The organism is Stutzerimonas tianxiuensis (genome assembly GCF_053470365.1).
Map to the genome: position 1 here is coordinate 17,410 of NZ_JBPVWS010000021.1, position 17,206 is coordinate 34,615.

Annotated in this window: 20 protein-coding genes; 10 read left to right on the top strand and 10 right to left on the bottom strand. The window is 62.4% G+C overall.

The genetic code is table 11. The features are described 5' to 3' along the window. The first annotated feature begins 88 nt into the window (after window positions 1-88). On the top strand, window positions 89-523 hold the full coding sequence (locus ACSSNI_RS20335; protein WP_064481552.1) for a hypothetical protein: 435 nt from the start codon (window positions 89-91) through the stop codon (window positions 521-523). A gap of 12 nt (window positions 524-535) precedes the next feature. Continuing rightward, a complete protein-coding gene (locus tag ACSSNI_RS20340; protein ID WP_200638441.1) occupies window positions 536-1,285 on the top strand; it encodes an MBL fold metallo-hydrolase in 750 nt (249 codons plus the stop codon). 26 nt (window positions 1,286-1,311) lie between these two features. On the opposite strand, the gene ACSSNI_RS20345 is transcribed toward ACSSNI_RS20340, so the two are convergent. Further along, entirely contained in the window at window positions 1,312-1,572 is a 261-nt protein-coding gene (locus ACSSNI_RS20345) for a hypothetical protein (protein WP_306109790.1), read from the bottom strand. Window positions 1,573-2,019: 447 nt separating this feature from the next. Here ACSSNI_RS20345 and ACSSNI_RS20350 point away from each other — a divergent pair, with 447 nt between their 5' ends. Further along, complete coding sequence (locus ACSSNI_RS20350; RefSeq protein WP_029404662.1) at window positions 2,020-2,235, top strand: hypothetical protein; 216 nt, start codon at window positions 2,020-2,022, stop codon at window positions 2,233-2,235. A gap of 12 nt (window positions 2,236-2,247) precedes the next feature. Here ACSSNI_RS20350 and mdtD read toward each other — a convergent pair whose 3' ends face one another. Further along, the gene (gene mdtD, locus ACSSNI_RS20355; protein ID WP_200638439.1) at window positions 2,248-3,657 is read right to left on the bottom strand and encodes a multidrug transporter subunit MdtD; all 1,410 of its coding nucleotides are present in this window, start codon (window positions 3,655-3,657) and stop codon (window positions 2,248-2,250) included. A gap of 328 nt (window positions 3,658-3,985) precedes the next feature. Between mdtD and ACSSNI_RS20360 the strand changes: the two genes are divergently transcribed. Genes ACSSNI_RS20360 through ACSSNI_RS20375 form a run of 4 tightly spaced genes read left to right on the top strand, consistent with a single transcriptional unit; the run spans window position 3,986 to window position 7,117 of the window. Continuing rightward, complete coding sequence (locus tag ACSSNI_RS20360; RefSeq protein WP_200638437.1) at window positions 3,986-4,519, top strand: iron transporter; 534 nt, start codon at window positions 3,986-3,988, stop codon at window positions 4,517-4,519. Window positions 4,520-4,532: 13 nt separating this feature from the next. Then, window positions 4,533-4,865, top strand: a complete 333-nt coding sequence (locus ACSSNI_RS20365; protein ID WP_073301263.1) for a cupredoxin domain-containing protein — start codon at window positions 4,533-4,535, stop codon at window positions 4,863-4,865. Window positions 4,866-4,886: 21 nt separating this feature from the next. After that, window positions 4,887-5,744, top strand: coding sequence for an FTR1 family iron permease (locus tag ACSSNI_RS20370; protein WP_200638435.1), 858 nt, complete (start codon window positions 4,887-4,889; stop codon window positions 5,742-5,744). Continuing rightward, entirely contained in the window at window positions 5,741-7,117 is a 1,377-nt protein-coding gene (locus ACSSNI_RS20375) for a 4Fe-4S binding protein (RefSeq protein WP_200638433.1), read from the top strand. Before ACSSNI_RS20370 ends, ACSSNI_RS20375 begins: the two co-directional genes overlap by 4 nt. Before the next feature lie 199 nt (window positions 7,118-7,316). Here the strand turns inward: ACSSNI_RS20375 and ACSSNI_RS20380 are convergent, their stop codons facing one another. The 3 genes from ACSSNI_RS20380 to ACSSNI_RS20390 form a co-directional block, all read right to left on the bottom strand. Then, window positions 7,317-8,012: an anaerobic ribonucleoside-triphosphate reductase activating protein gene (locus ACSSNI_RS20380; protein WP_148926783.1), complete on the bottom strand. Its 696-nt coding sequence runs from the start codon at window positions 8,010-8,012 to the stop codon at window positions 7,317-7,319. A 2-nt stretch (window positions 8,013-8,014) separates the two neighbouring features. After that, the gene (gene nrdD, locus ACSSNI_RS20385; RefSeq protein WP_045430017.1) at window positions 8,015-8,179 is read right to left on the bottom strand and encodes an anaerobic ribonucleoside-triphosphate reductase; all 165 of its coding nucleotides are present in this window, start codon (window positions 8,177-8,179) and stop codon (window positions 8,015-8,017) included. A gap of 157 nt (window positions 8,180-8,336) precedes the next feature. After that, window positions 8,337-10,343, bottom strand: coding sequence for a ribonucleoside triphosphate reductase (locus tag ACSSNI_RS20390; protein ID WP_200639752.1), 2,007 nt, complete (start codon window positions 10,341-10,343; stop codon window positions 8,337-8,339). 237 nt (window positions 10,344-10,580) lie between these two features. Between ACSSNI_RS20390 and ACSSNI_RS20395 the strand changes: the two genes are divergently transcribed. Both ACSSNI_RS20395 and ACSSNI_RS20400 read left to right on the top strand, forming a co-directional pair. Further along, entirely contained in the window at window positions 10,581-11,258 is a 678-nt protein-coding gene (locus ACSSNI_RS20395) for a Crp/Fnr family transcriptional regulator (protein ID WP_200638432.1), read from the top strand. A 97-nt stretch (window positions 11,259-11,355) separates the two neighbouring features. Continuing rightward, on the top strand, window positions 11,356-11,751 hold the full coding sequence (locus ACSSNI_RS20400) for a putative zinc-binding protein (RefSeq protein ID WP_200638431.1): 396 nt from the start codon (window positions 11,356-11,358) through the stop codon (window positions 11,749-11,751). Between the two features lie 54 nt (window positions 11,752-11,805). On the opposite strand, the gene ubiT is transcribed toward ACSSNI_RS20400, so the two are convergent. From ubiT to norR, 5 genes are all read right to left on the bottom strand, one after another. Next, the gene (ubiT, locus tag ACSSNI_RS20405; protein ID WP_200638430.1) at window positions 11,806-12,300 is read right to left on the bottom strand and encodes a ubiquinone anaerobic biosynthesis accessory factor UbiT; all 495 of its coding nucleotides are present in this window, start codon (window positions 12,298-12,300) and stop codon (window positions 11,806-11,808) included. Beyond that, window positions 12,294-13,184 (bottom strand): U32 family peptidase, encoded by an 891-nt coding sequence (locus ACSSNI_RS20410; RefSeq protein ID WP_200638429.1) that lies wholly within the window; start codon window positions 13,182-13,184, stop codon window positions 12,294-12,296. The genes ubiT and ACSSNI_RS20410 overlap by 7 nt, the downstream gene beginning before the upstream one ends. Window positions 13,185-13,206: 22 nt before the next feature. Further along, entirely contained in the window at window positions 13,207-14,202 is a 996-nt protein-coding gene (ubiU, locus tag ACSSNI_RS20415; RefSeq protein ID WP_200638428.1) for a ubiquinone anaerobic biosynthesis protein UbiU, read from the bottom strand. Between the two features lie 317 nt (window positions 14,203-14,519). Beyond that, window positions 14,520-14,729 carry a hypothetical protein gene (locus ACSSNI_RS20420; protein ID WP_102835554.1) on the bottom strand — a complete coding sequence of 70 codons (210 nt, stop codon included), beginning with the start codon at window positions 14,727-14,729 and terminating at the stop codon, window positions 14,520-14,522. A 108-nt stretch (window positions 14,730-14,837) separates the two neighbouring features. After that, window positions 14,838-16,367 (bottom strand): nitric oxide reductase transcriptional regulator NorR, encoded by a 1,530-nt coding sequence (norR, locus tag ACSSNI_RS20425; protein WP_200638427.1) that lies wholly within the window; start codon window positions 16,365-16,367, stop codon window positions 14,838-14,840. A 147-nt stretch (window positions 16,368-16,514) separates the two neighbouring features. On the opposite strand from norR, the gene ytfE reads away from it, so the two are divergent. Beyond that, a complete protein-coding gene (gene ytfE, locus ACSSNI_RS20430) occupies window positions 16,515-17,186 on the top strand; it encodes an iron-sulfur cluster repair protein YtfE (protein ID WP_200638426.1) in 672 nt (223 codons plus the stop codon). Window positions 17,187-17,206 lie beyond the last annotated feature (20 nt).

Sequence of the window (17,206 nt, forward strand, 5' to 3'; positions counted from 1 at the left end):
TATGGGCGTTGTACTGCCTCGCACCTGTTCCAGTAGTCATTTTCTCACCCCGCCAGCCCCACTGGTGGGCGTGCATCAGGAGACTGCCATGACCACAATCCATCAGGACCTTGCCACAAGTGACCAGACGGATCGAGTTCGCCGCTCGACATCCGCCTCGATCAATCACGCTATTGATCAGCAAACCGAAGAAAACATCCGCCACTTCAGCAATCTGGATCGACACTCGATCATCCAACGCATCGAAGCACTCGATCGCGAGTGGGATGTCGAGCGCGCGCTGGAGGTCAACGCTTCTTCGCTTGCGCTGTCCGGCCTGCTGCTCGGGCTGACGGTGAACCGTAAATGGTTCCTGCTCCCCGGTATTGTGCTGCCGTTTCTGCTGCAACACGGCCTGCAAGGCTGGTGCCCGCCACTGCCGGTCATGCGTCGACTGGGGATTCGCACGCGCGGCGAGATCGATCGTGAGAAGTTTGCACTGCTGGAAACGCTGAACCAAGCGCCGCAGCCATCCCACAACTGAACGGAGAAGACGATGATCTTTCGCCAGCTATTCGAGCCCGTTTCCTCCACCTACACCTATTTGCTGGGCTGCAAGGATACCGGACAAGCAGTGCTGATCGACCCGGTCATTTCGACGATGGATCGCGATCTGGCCGAGTTGGCCGGCCTGGGCTTGAAGCTGGCGTTCACGCTCGACACGCACGTACATGCCGATCACATCACCGCCGCGCTGGAGCTGAAACGGAAGACAGGCTGCCGTATCGCCAGCCCGGCCATCGACAAGCTGACCTGTACTGACGTAGGCATCGAGGAAGGCACTCCGTTTGAGGTCGGCACCCTGCAGCTGACGCCGTTGCATACGCCGGGCCATACGGACGGGCATTTCGCGTACCTGCTCGGCGATCGACTGTTCAGTGGCGATGCACTGTTGATAGGCGGCTGCGGCAGGACCGATTTCCAGAACGGCAGTGCGGATGATCTGTTCCACAGTGTCAGAGGCAAGCTGTTCGCTTTGCCGGACGACACCCTGGTTTATCCCGCCCACGATTACCATGACCGCCGCGTATCGACCATCGCCCAGGAAAAGCGACGCAACCCGCGACTGGGCGAAGCCGTATCGCTGGAGCAATTCAGAACGATCATGGCGGAGCTGGATCTGCCGTATCCGAAGTTCATCGATCACGCGGTTCCTGGCAATCGCCAGTGTGGTGTGTGCCCGTCCGACTTATCAGAAAGCTACCGGCAGTACTGCGAGCAGGCGGAACACAGCCCTCAGGGGTAAAACACAAAGAACGCGAGCAGACTGAGTCATCCACGTAGCTGACTCAGTTGCCGCTTGAGCAACTCGACCTGCCCCGTTTCCGCTCGCAGGCCTGCGCTAAGCTCGGCCTTTTCGTGCTCCAGACGCTGGATGATCTCACCGAGCCCCTTTAGCAGATCACGCAGCACGGCGAGTTCCACCTTGTGTTGCCTGAGCTGCAACCACTGAAGCCACAGAATGATGGCCAACACCAGCGCAGCGCAAAGCGAACCTCCCGTCACCATCCAGAACGTCCCCATTGTTCCCATAGATCAAATCCTTCTGTTGCCACCGGCATATCCGGCGATGGCTAAACAATATGTCGCCACAACTTACAGGTCGATAATGTTTACTCGTACAGGTAAACAAAGGCAGCGGGTTTTGGGCGAACTCAATGAGGGTCCCAAGGGTGTCCCCAGCGGTGGCATACCTAGTGCTGCGTGCCAGAAGGCTAAGTGAGAGGAGACCTCAGCAGTGACCTGTAAGCGAACCCCTATGTCGCAAATAACGACACATCGATGCGCGACTCGCGGTCTGGCTGAACAGAACATGGGCCGGATCTGCCCGATCCAAACAGTTCCAAATCGGCCAACCGTTCAGCGGGAATCTCTTTTCAGGCGATGAGCGGAAGCTTGCAAAGGCTCTTCAGCTGTCAGAATGACATCACGGCTGCAGAGGAGCAGCCGCCTCTTGAATCGAGCACGAGCCTGCTAATCATGTCTGCCGAAAAACTCTACACCATTGTTCTGGAGCACAGCCTGGAGGTACTCCTTGAGGCCGCCACAATGGAGCAGGTCGAAGCATTCTGGGATGCGTATGACAACCGCTACTTCGGCCTGCGCATGGAGGAGGAAACCAGCCACCACGCGCGAGTGATCGTCACCGATGAGATCCCCGAGGACGAGGAAGAAGCCGAGCTTTGCATCGGCTGATCCGAGGTTCGGTCACTCAGTGTCTATGTGTCGAGCGGCCATGGTTTGCTTGCTGTCCAGCTGAAAGAACAACGATGCGGCCAGCATCGACATCGCCCCGATGCATAGAAAGGTCAGGTGAAACGCCTCCAGCAACGCCGTCCCATCCGCACCCGGCACAGTAAAGCCGCCCAGCAGGGCACCGGCCGAGGCGACACCCAGGCTCATCGACAACTGCACCACCACCGATAGCAGGCTGTTGCCGCTGCTGGCGTTCTGGTTGCTGAGCCCCACCAGCGTCACGGTATTCATCGCCGTGAACTGCATGGAATTGACCATGCCGATCAGGCTCAGGTGCAGCAGCAACAACACAGTCGAAGTCTGCCCGTCGATGGTCGCCAAACTGGCGATCAGGCTGCCCAGCAGCAGTGTGTTGCCGATCAGGATACGCCGATAGCCGAGGCGGTCGATCAGCGGCTTGGCCAAGGGTTTGATGAACATCGCACCCAGCGCCAACGGAATCATGGTCATGCCCGCTTGCGACGGGGAGTAGCCCAGCGCGACCTGCAGCAGCAATGGCAGCAGGAACGGCAATGCCCCGCTGCCCAATCGCGCGAACAGGTTGCCAAAGATGCCAACGGCAAAACTGCGGGTGTGGAACAGCGTCGGACTGAACAGCGGTTTGTCGATGTGACCGGCGCGCAACCAATAGGCCGCGAGGCAAGCACCGCCAATAGCTACCAACAACATCACGCGGGCGTGGGGCATTTGCATCTCGCCGAGGCCTTCAAGCGCAATGGTGATCAGCACCATGGCGCCGCCGAATAGCAGAAAGCCGACGGTATCGAAGCGCATGCGCTCGGCACTCTTCAGGTCGGGCATGAAACGAAAGGCAGCGATGCAGCCGATCAGCCCGACCGGCAGATTGATCAGGAAGATCCAGTGCCAGGACGCATATTGGACCAGCCAACCGCCGAGCGTCGGCCCCATCAGAGGCCCGACCATGCCCGGTAGCGCGATGAAGGTCATCACCCGGACAAACTCGCTGCGCGGGTAGGCCCGCAGTATCACCAGCCGTCCGACCGGCAGCATCAGCGCGCCCCCAACCGCCTGCACCACACGCGACATCACCAGTTGGTTGAAGCTGGTGCTCATCGCACACAGCAGTGAACCCAGCGTGAACAGCACGATAGCGGAAAAGAAAACCGGCCGAGTCCCAAAACGATCCGCTACCCAGCCCGACGCCGGAATCAGTAGAGCCGCGGTGAGCATGTAAGCGATGACCACACCCTGCATCCGCAGTGGATCTTCAGCAAGGTCGCGGGCCATCGCCGGCAATGCGGTATTGAGAATGGTGCCATCCAGGGTCTGCATGAAGAATGCGATAGCGACCAGCCAGGGCAGTACACGGGCGGTTCTGGCATCCAGTACAGCTTGAGTCATGAAATTCCCCGACTCCGAAAGTGCATATGGTAGGCCGCTATCGATCTGCCTCGCAGCTTTAAATCGTCTGCAGCGTTATCCACCCGTCGCAGCTGCAGCGAACAGATTGCCGTCGACTGAGCGCTCGAACCGGGTGTGACAACTCAACGCACAAAGGGCTTAAAAGCCCCTAGAGACGCGGCCTGGCGCTCGATCAGACGCAACGACAAGCTGCAATCGAGGGTATACGTTACAAAGTATTTCATTCAAAATTGACGCGAATCATTATCGTTAAGCATCACAGGTGCGAACCTCTCCACGTCATTCATCGCTTCTCCTCGGAGGCTTCATGCGCATTCCCGCAACCCTCGCCATCGCTTCGTTGCTGCTCGCTCCCCTCGCTCAGGCCAAGGAATACCCCATCGGTGAACCGCAGCAGTGCGGTGGCATGGAAGTCGGCGCCGTTTACCTGCAACCGGTCGAGATGGAGCCCGCCGGCATGATGCTCGATGCTGCCAAATCCGACGTGCACCTGGAGGCTGACATCGCCGCCACCGAAGGCAACCGCAACGGCTGGCAGGAAGGCAGCTTCGTCTCCTACCTGAACATCCGCTATGCGCTGAGCAAGAAGGGTTCGGACGAAAAAATCGAAGGCGACTTCCACCCGATGGTCGCCAATGACGGTCCGCACTATGGCGACAACGTCAAGCTGATGGGGCCAGGCAAGTACCAGCTGACCTTCATCGTCTCGCCGCAGGATGGCAAGCACACCATGTTCGGCCGTCACGTCGACAAGGAAACCGGCGTTGCACCCTGGTTCGAGCAGTGCACGCTGAACTACGAGTTCACCTATGCCGGCATCGGCAAGAAAGGTGGTTACTGAGTCGGAGGTGAGCATGCAACGCGCCCTGCTTCCTGCCCTCGCCCTGCTCGTTGCCGGCTTTGCCGGCGGCGCCCAGGCCGGGTTGCCGACGTATGAGCTGACCATTCGCGACGGCCATTTCGAGCCGGCGACCATTGAAGTCCCGGCGCGCCAGCGCTTCAAGATCGTCGTCATCAATGCCGGCAATGGCCCGACCGAGTTCGAGAGCACGCCCCTGCGGGTGGAAAAGGTGCTCTCGCCCGGCGTCACCTCGTTTGTCGTGATTCACCCCCTCAAACCCGGCCGCTATCCCTTCTTCGACGAGTTCCACATGGACCTCCCGGAAGGCGAAATCATCGCCAAGTAGTCTCTCAACAGGAGAAGCGACATGGGCCAATCAATGTTCATCGTCTGGCGCGAAAGCGTCGAGGCGCTGCTGGTTATCGGCATCCTGCATGCCTGGCTGAGTCAGCAGCCGGGCAACCGCCATGCGCTGCGCATGCTCTGGGGCGGCGTGGTGGCCGGCCTGGGTCTGGCTTCGCTGCTGGCCTGGGGCATTCTCAGCGCCGGCGACTGGCTGGCCGGTCCCGCCGGTGAGTGGTTCCAGTGCGCCATGCTGCTGGCTGCGGCGCTGCTGATCCTGCAGATGGTCGGCTGGATGCACCACCACGGCCGCGACCTCAAGCGCAATCTGGTGGACAGAGCCGCGTCGCACCTCAGCCAGGGCAGCGGCATCGGCCTGCTGGTCCTGGCGATGCTCGCCGTGGCGCGTGAAGGCAGCGAAACGGTGGTGTTTCTCTACGGCATCGGTCATCAGCAAGACGGAGCGGACCTGACCAGCTTCGTCATAGGCGGTGTGCTGGGCTTTGCACTGGCACTGCTGAGCTACGCGGCCTTGCAGGCCGGCAGCCGGCTGTTTTCCTGGAAGCACTTTTTCAAGGTCAGCGAAGCCCTGCTGCTGCTGCTCGGCGCGGCTCTGTTGATGGGTGGGCTAGACCGCTTCAGCGGCCAGCTGATGGGTATGGAGGTTCCGGAGATGCTGTACACGGTCTTCGGCGATCCGCTGTGGGACACCTCCGCCCTGCTCGATGACGGCGGCACCCTGGGCAGCACCATTGCCGGGCTGACCGGTTACCGCGCCATGCCCTCGCTGGCGGCGGTCATCCTGATGGGGCTCTACTGGTTGGCCGTCTGGGCGTGGTTGCGACCGAAGACGGAGGCCCGTCTCGAGGCGAGCCCCGCATGATCACCAATGCCCCTTGGCTGGCCCGCGTCGGCGACCTGCTGCGCCAGCATGCCAGGACCATTCGCCTGATCCAGTGGCTGGTGGTGGGCTTCTACCTGGTGTTGCTGCTGGTGCCGGCGTTTCTGTCGCTGCCGCCGTCCGAAGCGCGCATGCTCGACAGCATTACGGTGTTCGCCCAGTTCCTGTTCTGGGGGCTCTGGTGGCCTTTCGTCTTGCTGTCGATGGTGCTGTTCGGTCGCCTCTGGTGCGGCGTGCTCTGCCCGGAGGGCTCGCTCAGCGAGTGGATCAGCTGGCGCGGGTTGAACAGACGCACCCCGCAATGGATCCGCTGGAGCGGCTGGCCGACCATTGCGTTCGTGCTGACCACCGTCTACGGCCAGCTGATCAGCGTCTACGACTACGGCCGGGCTGCCGCGCTGATCCTGGGCGGCTCAACGGTCGCGGCGATGCTCGTCGGCTATCTCTATGGGCGCGGCAAACGTGTCTGGTGCCGACATCTGTGCCCGGTCAGCGGCGTGTTCGGCCTGCTCGCCCGCCTGGCGCCGATGCATTACAAGGTCGACGAAGAACGCTGGCAGGCCAACGAAGGGCCGCGACTGGCCACGCCCAACTGCGCCCCGCTGATCGACATCCGCCGTATGCAGGGCAACAGTGAATGTCACGCCTGCGGTCGTTGCAGTGGCCAGCGCGGCGCCGTCGCCCTCGCCGCCCGCTCGCCGAACCAGGAAATCCTCATCGTCGGCAACCAGGCGCAGCATGGCCATTGGGACAGCAGCTTGCTGCTGTTCGGCATGATCGGCCTGGCCATGGGCGCGTTCCAATGGACAGTCAGCCCCTGGTTCATCAGCCTCAAGCAGGCCGCCGCCGAGTGGCTGGTCGATCGCGACATCTTCTGGCCGCTGGAGGCCAATGCACCCTGGTGGCTGCTGACCCATTACCCGCAGAACAACGACGCCTTCACCTGGCTCGACGGTGCGGCAATCCTTGCCTATATCGGCGCCAGTTCGCTGCTCATCGGCGGCGCGCTCTGGCTGCTGTTGCAAGGTGCTGTGCGCCTGATGAATCGCCGAGGTGAGGTGTTCCACCATCTGGCGCTGACGCTCACGCCGCTGGGCGGCGCCGGACTGTTTCTCGGCCTTTCAGCCACCACCATCAAACTGCTGCGCTACGAAGGTTTCATCCTCGCCTGGGCGCAGCCGACACGCGCCCTGCTCTTGGCCGGTGCGATTGGCTGGAGTCTGTATCTGGCCTGGAAGGTGATCAGCCGTTACGGCGCTAACGGCCTGCGTCGGCTGCTCGCCTTCGGTTGCGCTGGATTGGCGACCGCGGTGGTTGGCTATGGCTGGTATCTGCAGTTCTGGGGCTGGAGCTGATCGTTCGCTTTTGACGATGAGTTGAAGCGCAGCCTACCCGGCTGGATCGGCTCGCTCCGTTTGGAATGACGACGGTGGGCTGAAGCCCACCCTACGCACTGATTCGTGGCCTGAAGCCCACCCAGACTGCGCGAGCGCACAAGCCCGTTCGCGAGCAAGCTCGCTCCTACAGAAGTGAGCTTGCCCACTAGGTACGAACTCAACCTCGCAGAACGAACGACGGAAACAACCGCCCCATGCGGTCCCAGAGTTTTTGCTGATCGTAGGGCGCACGGCTGTCAGATAGAGATTCATCGAGCATCCGCGCGGTGCGCACGCATTGCACGGCGAACCGTTCTACACCCAGTTTGCGCAAGCGCTGCGCCATGTCCCACAGGCGTTCAGCGTCGAACAGCTGCCAGTGCACGGTGGTGCGGCACTCATAGTCCACGCCGCTCGCAACAAGCGCTTCGAGACTTTTCCAGTTGGCCTCACCACTGCCTTCCACGCCCGTGATCAGCCGGCCATGTTCGGGCAACGCCTTGACGTCGAAGCCCACCCAGTCCACCAGCGGCAGCACCTGGCGAAACAGTTTCGGCTTGATGCCGGCGCTGTGCAGACCGATCTTGAATCCCTTGGCGCGGACCTGCTCGATGGCGTCCGGCAGGGCGAGCTGCAGGGTTGGCTCACCGCCGCTGAACACCACCGCTTCGAGCAAGCCGACACGCTGGTCGAGGAAGCCGAGAATCTCGTCCCAGCCGCGCTCCTCGGCACCACAAGTCGGGATCAACTGTGGGTTGTGGCAATAGCGACAACGCCAGCCACAACCCTGACAGAACAGCACGCAGGCCAAGTGATCAGGGAAATCGAGCGTGGTCAGCGGCACCATGCCGCCGACCCGTAGCGCGGCGCCCATGGCTAGCGAGCCAACCCAGCAGCCTGCTCGGTGAAATGAGTCCGCTCACGGTGCTCGGACTGCTTGCCGGGATTGAATGCCGCGACCGGGCGGTGATAGCCCATGACGCGGGTCCAGACCTCGCAACGCTGGCGTTGGGCTTCAGGCAGTTGGGTGGTTTGAGTCATGTGTCGCTCCTTCAGGGGTGGATGATTTGTTGTAGCTCCGGTCGATGCGTCAGCTGACGCGTCGATAACGGTGATTGCTGCGAGCTGGCGCCTAATGGCTGGTCCGATGCGCATTGACGCCGGGGCGCGCAACGACCGCGCACCAGTCACAAGAGGCTCAGACGCAGCAGCTCTGTTGTTTGGCGATCAGCGCCTCGTCGCATTTCGGGCAGAACTCATGTTCACCGCTGAGATAGCCATGCACCGGGCAAATCGAGAACGTCGGAGTGATGGTCAGGTAAGGCAGACGGAATCGACCCAGCGCGGTGCGCACCAGGTTCTTGCAGGCCTGCGCCGAGGAAATCTGCTCGGCCATGTACAGGTGCAGCACGGTGCCGCCGGTGTATTTGGTCTGCAGCTCGTCCTGCAGCATCAACGCTTCGAACGGGTCATCGGTGAAGCCCACCGGCAGCTGCGACGAGTTGGTGTAGTACGGCGCCTCGGCAGAGCCCGCCTGCAAAATCTCTGGGAAACGCCTGCGATCTTCCTTGGCGAAGCGGTAGGTGGTGCCTTCGGCCGGTGTCGCCTCGAGGTTGTAGAGGTGGCCGGTTTCTTCCTGAAAGCGCACCAGCTCTTCCCGCACATGGTCGAGCAGATCGACGGCCAAACGCCGTCCGGCCTCGGTGTGCAGGCCTTCGCTGTCCTCGGTGTAGTTGCGCACCATCTCGTGCAGCCCATTCACGCCAATGGTGGAGAAATGGTTGCGCAGCGTGCCCAGGTATCGCTTGGTGTAGGGATACAGCCCGGCATCCATGTGGTGCTGAATCACCTTGCGCTTGACCTCCAGGCTCTGCCGCGCCAGCTCCAGCAGCGCATCGAGATGCTCGATCAGGCCGGTCCAGTCGCCGGCGTGCAGGTAGCCAAGGCGCGCGCAGTTGACTGTCACCACGCCGAGCGAGCCAGTCTGCTCCGCTGAGCCGAACAGCCCGCCGCCGCGCTTGAGCAGCTCGCGCACATCCAGCTGCAGGCGACAGCACATCGAGCGCACCTGATTGGGCTGCATGTCCGAATTGAGGAAGTTCTGGAAGTACGGCAAGCCGTAACGCGCGGTCATCTCGAACAGGCGCTCGGCGTTCTCGCTATCCCAAGGGAAATCGTGGGTGATGTTGTAAGTCGGGATCGGAAAGGTGAACACCCGGCCCAGGCCGTCGCCGGCCTGCATGACCTCGATGTAGGCGCGATTGATCAGCTCCATCTCGGGTTGCAGGTCACCGTAGGCGAAAGGCATTTCCTCGCCGCCGATGTAGGGAATCTGCTCGCGCAGGTCTTCCGGGCAGACCCAGTCGAAGGTCAGGTTGGTAAAGGGCGTCTGGGTGCCCCAACGCGACGGCACGTTGAGGTTGTAGATGAATTCCTGAATCGCCTGGCGGATTTCCGCGAAGCCAAGGCCATCCTTGCGCACAAAGGGCGCGAGGTAGGTATCGAAGCTGCTGAATGCCTGGGCGCCGGCCCACTCGTTCTGCAGGGTGCCGAGAAAGTTGACCATCTGCCCCAGCGCGCTGGACAGGTGCTTCGGCGGCCCGGCCTCGACCCGACCTGGAATGCCATTGAAACCTTCGTTGAGCAGCGTGCGCAGCGACCAGCCCGCACAGTAGCCGGCGAGCATGTCCAGATCATGGATGTGCAGGTCGCCCTCGCGATGGGCGATGCCGATTTCCGGGCTGTAGACCTCGTCCAGCCAGTAGTTGGCAGTGACCTTGCCCGACACGTTGAGAATCAGCCCACCCAGTGAGTAGCCCTGGTTGGCGTTGGCGCGTACCCGCCAGTCCTCGCGCGAGAGGTATTCGTTCATCGACGAGGCGACGTCGACCAGTGATTTGCGATCGCGCCGCAGCCGTCCATGACGCTCGCGGTAGACGATGTACGCCCGCGCCGTGTCGTAGTAACCCGCCTCCATCAACACACGCTCGACGGCATCCTGAGCCTGCTCGACCGCCACTACCCGCTGCGGCATACGCGCCAGGACCTGAGCAGCCAGCGCCTGGGCAGTGACCGGTTCGAATTCACCGGTCGCAAGGCCAGCGGCCTCGATCGCAGCACCGATCTTGTCCAGTTCGAACGCTACCAGGCGCCCGTCCCGCTTGCGCAACGAAACCGGCCGATCCACTTCCCCAAGCCCCAGCATCACGCCTCCATCACCATATGTAGTTGTTAAAAATTTGATAAGCACTAGATGGTGTGGAATTTAGGAAAAAGCGACGCAGAGCGAATTGACCATCGTCAATTCACCTCTGCCGTATTTTTAAAACAGGCTCCGAGGCATTCACGGTCGAGGATCTTGTCTGCGATCAAGGAAGCTGGGTGATGCGTGCTCCTAGGATGCAACGTCGAACAATCCCGGACAGGTACCGGCGGAGGAATCATGTTGACCGAAACATCCCTTGTTGCGGACCTCCGCCGACACCACCTGTTCAGCCGGTTGCCCGAGCCGGCGCTGCAGGAGGTGTGCGCCTCGGCCAACCTCAAGCGCGTGCCAGCGGGCGCCTCGCTGTTTCATCAAGGTGACAAGGCCGAGCGGTTCTACTTTCTGTTCAGCGGCCAGGTGAAGCTGCACCGCGTGGTCTGCGACGGGCAGGAAAAACTGGTGGAGGTAATCCGCGCCGGCGAGTCGTTCGCAGAAGCCTTGCTGTTCACCGGCGCGCCGAATTATCCGGTCAGCGCCACCGCCCTGAAAGCCAGCCTGGTGGCCAGTCTCCACGGGCCGCACTACCGGCGCATGCTCGAGCAGCACCCGAGCATCTGCCTGGACATTCTTGGCACCTTGAGCATCCGCCTGCACCAGCGCCTGAACGAGATCGATACCCTGACGCTGGCCAACGCCAGCCACCGCGTGGTGCGCTTTCTCTATCAATCGCAGGAGGATGACAGCGGCGTCGTCACCCTCGATGTGCCCAAGCGCTTGATCGCGTCCAAGCTGGGCATTCAACCGGAGACCTTTTCGCGCATCCTGCACCGGCTCATCGAGTCCGGAATGATCAGCGTGCAGCGCCGGCGTATCGAGATACTCGACAGCCAGGGCCTGGCCGCCTATCAGGACTGAGCTGCGGCGGATTGCCCCAGCTTCTTGATGGCCGTCATGGGCCACTTCTGGATTGATGCGGATACTGGCGTTAGCCCTAACAGATCGGGAGAACAGCATGTCCAAACCTCGCCTACCCCTGGTGTATGCCTGCTCGGGCTGTTCCAACGTGGCGCAACTGGCCAATACCCTCGCAGTGCGTCTGGACCGTGCCGGCCTAGCAGAAATGTCCTGCATCGCCGGTGTCGGTGGCCGGGTGAGCTCGCTGGTCAACAAGGCCAACTCCGGCCGGGCGATCCTGGCCATCGACGGCTGTCCGCTGCATTGCGCGCGTGCCTGCCTGGCGCAGCATGGCGTTATTGCCAACGTTCACATCACCCTCAGCAGCTACGGTCTACGCAAGCGTTATCGCGAAGACTGCTCCGAAGCCGAAGCCGATGCGCTGTTCGAGGACATGCGCAACATCATCGCCAGCGACCGGATGAAACCGCGGCACCAGCTGCACTCGGTGTAGCGGCTCACCGCGGCGACTGGGTGGGAGATGTCGGCCTAACCGGTCAATGCTCGATCAGGCACTGACCGGCTGCGCACGACCCGCCAGCGCCACTTCCTCTCCCGCGCCCTGCAGCAGTTTCCACAACCATGGCGGCAGCAGGTCCGAGTCCAGACTGTCGATCAGGTTCTTGATGGCCAGGCCTAGTTCGGTGTCGCCTTCGATCACCAACCGGCGGCGAAAGAACAGCGTATCGGGGTCTTCCTGGCGACTGGCGAGCAGCAGGAATTCACGCCAGTTGCCACGGATGGTGACCTGAACCGGGGCCTGCTCGGCGATGCGCAACTTCTGCCGATCGCAACTCAGGCACCAGGCCAGGTTGAGGTCGACTACTTCCAGGCGCATCCAGTTACCTTCCAGTGCCTCGAAGGCATCATCAGCCAGGGGCTCAGCGAAGACCTGATTGAGGCTGCGCTCCAGCGCGATACGTTGCAGCGCGAACGGGGTTCGCGCGGCCAGCGGCAACAGATGCTCTCCGAGTTTCAACAGGTGCGCCCGAGGCTTCAGCATAATCCGGCCTCCTCGGCGCGCAGCATGCCGGGCTGGCCATGCCAGTAACCGTTGCAGCCGTCGACGGCGAGCGGTGGCAGGCCGCCGTTGCGCACCGCGTCGAATGCCTGCACCACCTCGATCATGCCCGACGCACGCGGGCTGAGCCGCAGCAGCTCGGCCCCGCTGTCGACCAGCGCCGGATAGTCTGCCAGCAGATTGCTGACCGAGGCCGACAGGGTCTGGATGCCATTGATGGTGAACAGCGCCTCGCCCTCCTGGCTCAACAGCGGGATACCTTCGGGATAGTTCTGGCAGCAGAACTGGCAATCATCCTTCGGTCGGTTTTCGGCGCGAGCGGTGAAGCAGCGCGCCGAATAGGCCAGCGGAAGGTGGCCGTAGGCGAAGATCTCGATTTCCGGCATGGCGACACCGAGCTGTGACAACTGCGCACGCGCGTCGCGGATCATGGTCCCGGAGATTTCCACTGGCGGCACCCAGCGCTGCATGCCGCTGCTGACCAGTTCGGCCAGTGCATGGCCGTTGTAGAGGTTGAGCGCCGGACCGCCAACAAAGGGTAGGCCTCTCTCGGACAGGTACTGCACGGCGCCCACGTCATTGGCTTCGACCAGCAGCTCGCCGTTCTCGCAGAGCCGGCGCAGGCTGGACAGCTCCGAAGCCGCCTCGACCAGCGCCAGGCCGGACAGCACCAGCTGCGCCGTCGACTGCTGTTTGAGCTCGCGGGCCAGACCGAGCCAGTCGTCCAGACCCATGTCGCGGCGCTTGGAACAGACGGTTTCGCCGAGATAGATCACATCCAGCGGCATGCCTGCCATGTCGGCGTAGAAATCGAGGGTGTGCTGGCGATCCCAATAGAACAGCACGGGGCCTAGGCTGAGTTTCATATCTGCTCCTTGCTGAAGAGGTTCACTGCCAAGCCCGGTGGTAAGCGCCGAGGGTCGTTTGCGAGCCCTCCGACAAGCCGTCTAGGACGTCCCGCCAGCCGGGCTGCACGGCATAACGCTGCGGCGCCTGCAGGTAGGCATCGAGCGCCGAGCGCCAGACGCGGGTGACCTGCTCGACATAGGCGGGGCTGCGTTGCCGCCCCTCGATCTTCATCGCCGTAACGCCGATGTTGGCCAGCTCCGGAATAAGGTCCAGGGTATTCAGGCTGGTGGGTTCTTCAAGTGCATGGAAGCGCTCGCCGTTGACCATGAAGCGGCCCTTGCACAGCGTCGGATAGCCGGCTGATTCGCCTTCGGCATAACGGTCGATGAGCACGTTGTTCAGCCGCGAAGTCAGCCCTTCCAGCTCCTCGCTCCAGCGCACCGCCTTGGCTGGCGAACAGACGCCGCACAGATTCGGAGATTCGCCGGTGAGGTAGGAAGACAGGTGACAACGGCCCTCGGCCATGATGCACAGGCTGCCGAAGGCAAAGACTTCGATCGGCACCGGACTGCTGGCGGCGACCTGCTTGACCTGCTTGAGCGACAGCACCCGCGGCAGCACGGCGCGCTTGATGTTGTAGCGCTGTTGGTAAAAGGCCAGCGCGGCGGCATTGGTCGCCGAGCCCTGGACCGACAGGTGCAGGTTGAGCTGCGGATGGTGTTTGGCGGCGTAACCGAGCACGCCGGGATCGGCGGCGATCAGCGCGTCGACACCGAGGTCGGCGGCCTGATCGACCGCACGCTGCCAGCGGGACCAGCCTTGCGGCTGGGCGTAGGTGTTGACGGCAATATAGAGCTGGCGACGCTTTTCGCGGATCAGCTGCAGCCCCTTGTCGAGCTGTTTCGCATCCATGTTGAGGCCGGCGAAATGACGGGCGTTGGTGTCGTCCCGAAAGCCGACATAAACGGCATCGGCACCCTGCTGGACGGCAGCCTTGAGCGCGGGCAGGCTACCTGCTGGACAGACCAAGTGCATGGCAACTCCTAGACATGCGGAATCATGCGCACCCTGCCTGCGGCAAAGGTGCCCGTCCGGGCCGGACGGAAAGTCGGCAGTCTAGGTAGGCCTCCAGTGGGAGGCATTGATAAGCGTCAAGGAGGCGAAGCTGAGGAGGCGCTCTGAACAGGGCGCCCCGAGCGAAGCGAGTCGCCGGGACAGGGTAAAGGGCAGCGCTGGCGGAGGCTCAAGACTGCCCGGCGAGGCAAGTCCCGAGCAGACGCGTTCCCAGCGTGCGCTGCCGGGAAATCAGGCCAGCGCAATGGTGCGCGGCCTCCGCTCGGACTGGCGTCGCGCTATATCCCTTCGTCGCCCTGAAACTCCTCGGTCGCACGAACGACAGCGTCCCGCCAGTTGCCGGACTCTTCAGCGAGCAGGCGCATCGCCTTGAGGCTGGATTCGAAAGCCTGCTGGTAGTGCTGCGGGTTGTTCTCGCTGGCGGCACGGTCGGCGTGGGCCTGGGCCTCGCTCAGCAGCTGGTTGAACTGGTCATGGTCCAGAGCCATGGAAGTCTCCTGTTGGTGATAGTTGGAGCTTAGACCGCGACACCTCGAAGACAACTCACGCCGACTGGCGGAACAACCCCCAGCGGCATTGCGGCTTGGTCGAACGCCTCATTTCAATTTCAGCCGCCGCGCCAGTTTGTGCAGGTTGCTCGAATCGACGTCCAGCAACCGCGCGGCCTGCGCCCAGTTCTCTCCACTGGCCTCCAGCGCGCGGATAATCGCCTGGCGCTGGGCGCCATCGACGGCTTCGCGCAACGAGACGATCTCCTCTACTGCGGGCGCGGGCTCGACATCGGCAGCCGGGGCGAAAGAGCTGGCGTGCTCGTTGTCCAGCGCCAGCAGGTCCGGTTCCAGCGTGAGTATTTCGCTGCGCGAGGCGCCCCGACTGAGCAACCGCAGCGCCGCCCGGCTGATCACGTGCTCCAGCTCCCGGACGTTGCCCGGCCAGCCATAGCCGAGCAATGCCCGCTCGGCAGCGGGCGACAGCCGCATGCTGCGCAGGCCCAAACGCGCGCGGTTCAATTCAAGAAAGTAGCCCGCCAGAATCAGGACATCGTTGCCACGCTCGCGCAGGGGCGGAATCGGCGCTGGATAAACCGAAAGGCGGTGATAGAGATCAGCGCGGAAATGCCCGTCACGCACGCTGTCACGTAGGTTGCGGTTGGTCGCCGCGATGATGCGCACATCGACCTGACGCGGCTTGTCAGCCCCGAGGCGCTGGATTTCCCCATTCTGCAGGGTGCGCAGCAGCTTGGCCTGCACCACCAACGGCAGCTCGCCGACTTCATCGAGCAGCAGCGTGCCGCCGTTCGCCGCATCGAAACGGCCAGGCCGGTCGGTGGTTGCACCGGAGAAGGCACCCTTCACATGACCGAACAGCTCGCTTTCGGCCAGCGATTCGGGCAACGCCGCGCAATTGACCAGCACCAGCGGTTTGTTGCGCCGCCGCGAGTGACGATGCAGCCAGCGCGCGAACAATTCCTTGCCCACGCCGGTTTCACCCAGGAGCAGTACCGGCAGCTCCGAGTCGGCCACCACTTCCAGCTCACGCAACAGCTCGCGGATCACCGTGCTTTGCCCGAGAATTTCGCCATCGCCCGGCACCTGTGTGGTTTCCAGCACGTCACTGCGTGCGAGGCGCAGGCCGCGGTTTTCGTGCTCCAACCGGGTAATACGGATGGCCGCCTCGATCACCAGGGTGTAGCGCTGCAGGTCGCGCCGCGCGTCGTCGTCGAAAGTCCCTGCGTGCAGTGCATCGAGGGTCAGCGCCCCCCACAGTTTGCCCTCGACGAACAGGCTGACGCCCATGCAGTCGTGCACCGGCAAGGGTTCGCCGACATGCGCATCAAGCAGACCGTCGTAGGGGTCGGGCAATCGACTGTCAGGCTCGAACCAGGTGGGCTCGCGTTGCGAGAGGATGGCCGCCAACCGGGGATGCTGAGCCACCACGAAGCGCCGCCCCAGTGCCTCCTGCACCAGCCCCACCGCCGCCAGCGGGCGCAGCGTGTCGTCATCGAGGCGTAGCAGCACTACTGCTCCACAGCGAAACCGCTGATGCAGCGTGTGCACCAGGCGCTGCAGGCGAACCGCATTGGGCAGCTCAGTGACAAGATCGGCAAGCAGGGCTTCTTCCATCATGGTGATTACTACCCGTAAGGTTTTTTAAACCCTATACCACCTGGGTAAAATTCACCAATCAAATTATTTTCCTTTTAATAATCAATTATTTGCTAATGGCATAGGGCTTGCTCCAGTACAAGCAACATCCACTCATGGAACGCCGCCATGACGACTGCGCTTACCGAGCAAACCCTGGGCAGCCTGGCCTGCCGGATCCCTGGTGCCACACGCGTGTTTCGCCAATACAAACTGGACTTCTGCTGCGGTGGAGACACCCCGCTGCGCGACGCCGCCCTGCAGCGCAACCTCGACGCCCAAGTCATCGCAGGCGAGCTCGCCGCACTGACGGGGGAACCGGCGACGGAGCCAGACTGGCGTGGCGAGCCCGCAGGTGCGCTGATCGAATTCATCCTCGAACGCTTCCACGAGCGTCATCGCGACCAACTGCCCGAACTCATTCGCCTGGCCAGTCGTGTCGAAACAGTCCACGGCAACAAGCCGGACTGCCCGACCGGCCTCGCCGAGCACCTCTGGAGCATGCAGCAGGAGTTGGAGAGCCACATGCTCAAGGAAGAGCAGATTCTCTTCCCCATGCTGCAACGCAACATTCAGCTACCCCAGACCCAGGGTCCGATTGCGGTGATGCGCTATGAACACGATCAGCACGGCGCCGCGCTGCAACGGCTGGCCGAACTGACCAACGACATCACCCCGCCCGCGAACGCCTGCAACACCTGGCGTGCGCTGTATCGCGGGCTCGAAGAACTGCGTGGCGATCTGATGCAGCACATTCATCTGGAGAACAACATCCTGTTCGCCCAGGCACCCGCACACTGAAACGATCTCAACGCTACGGG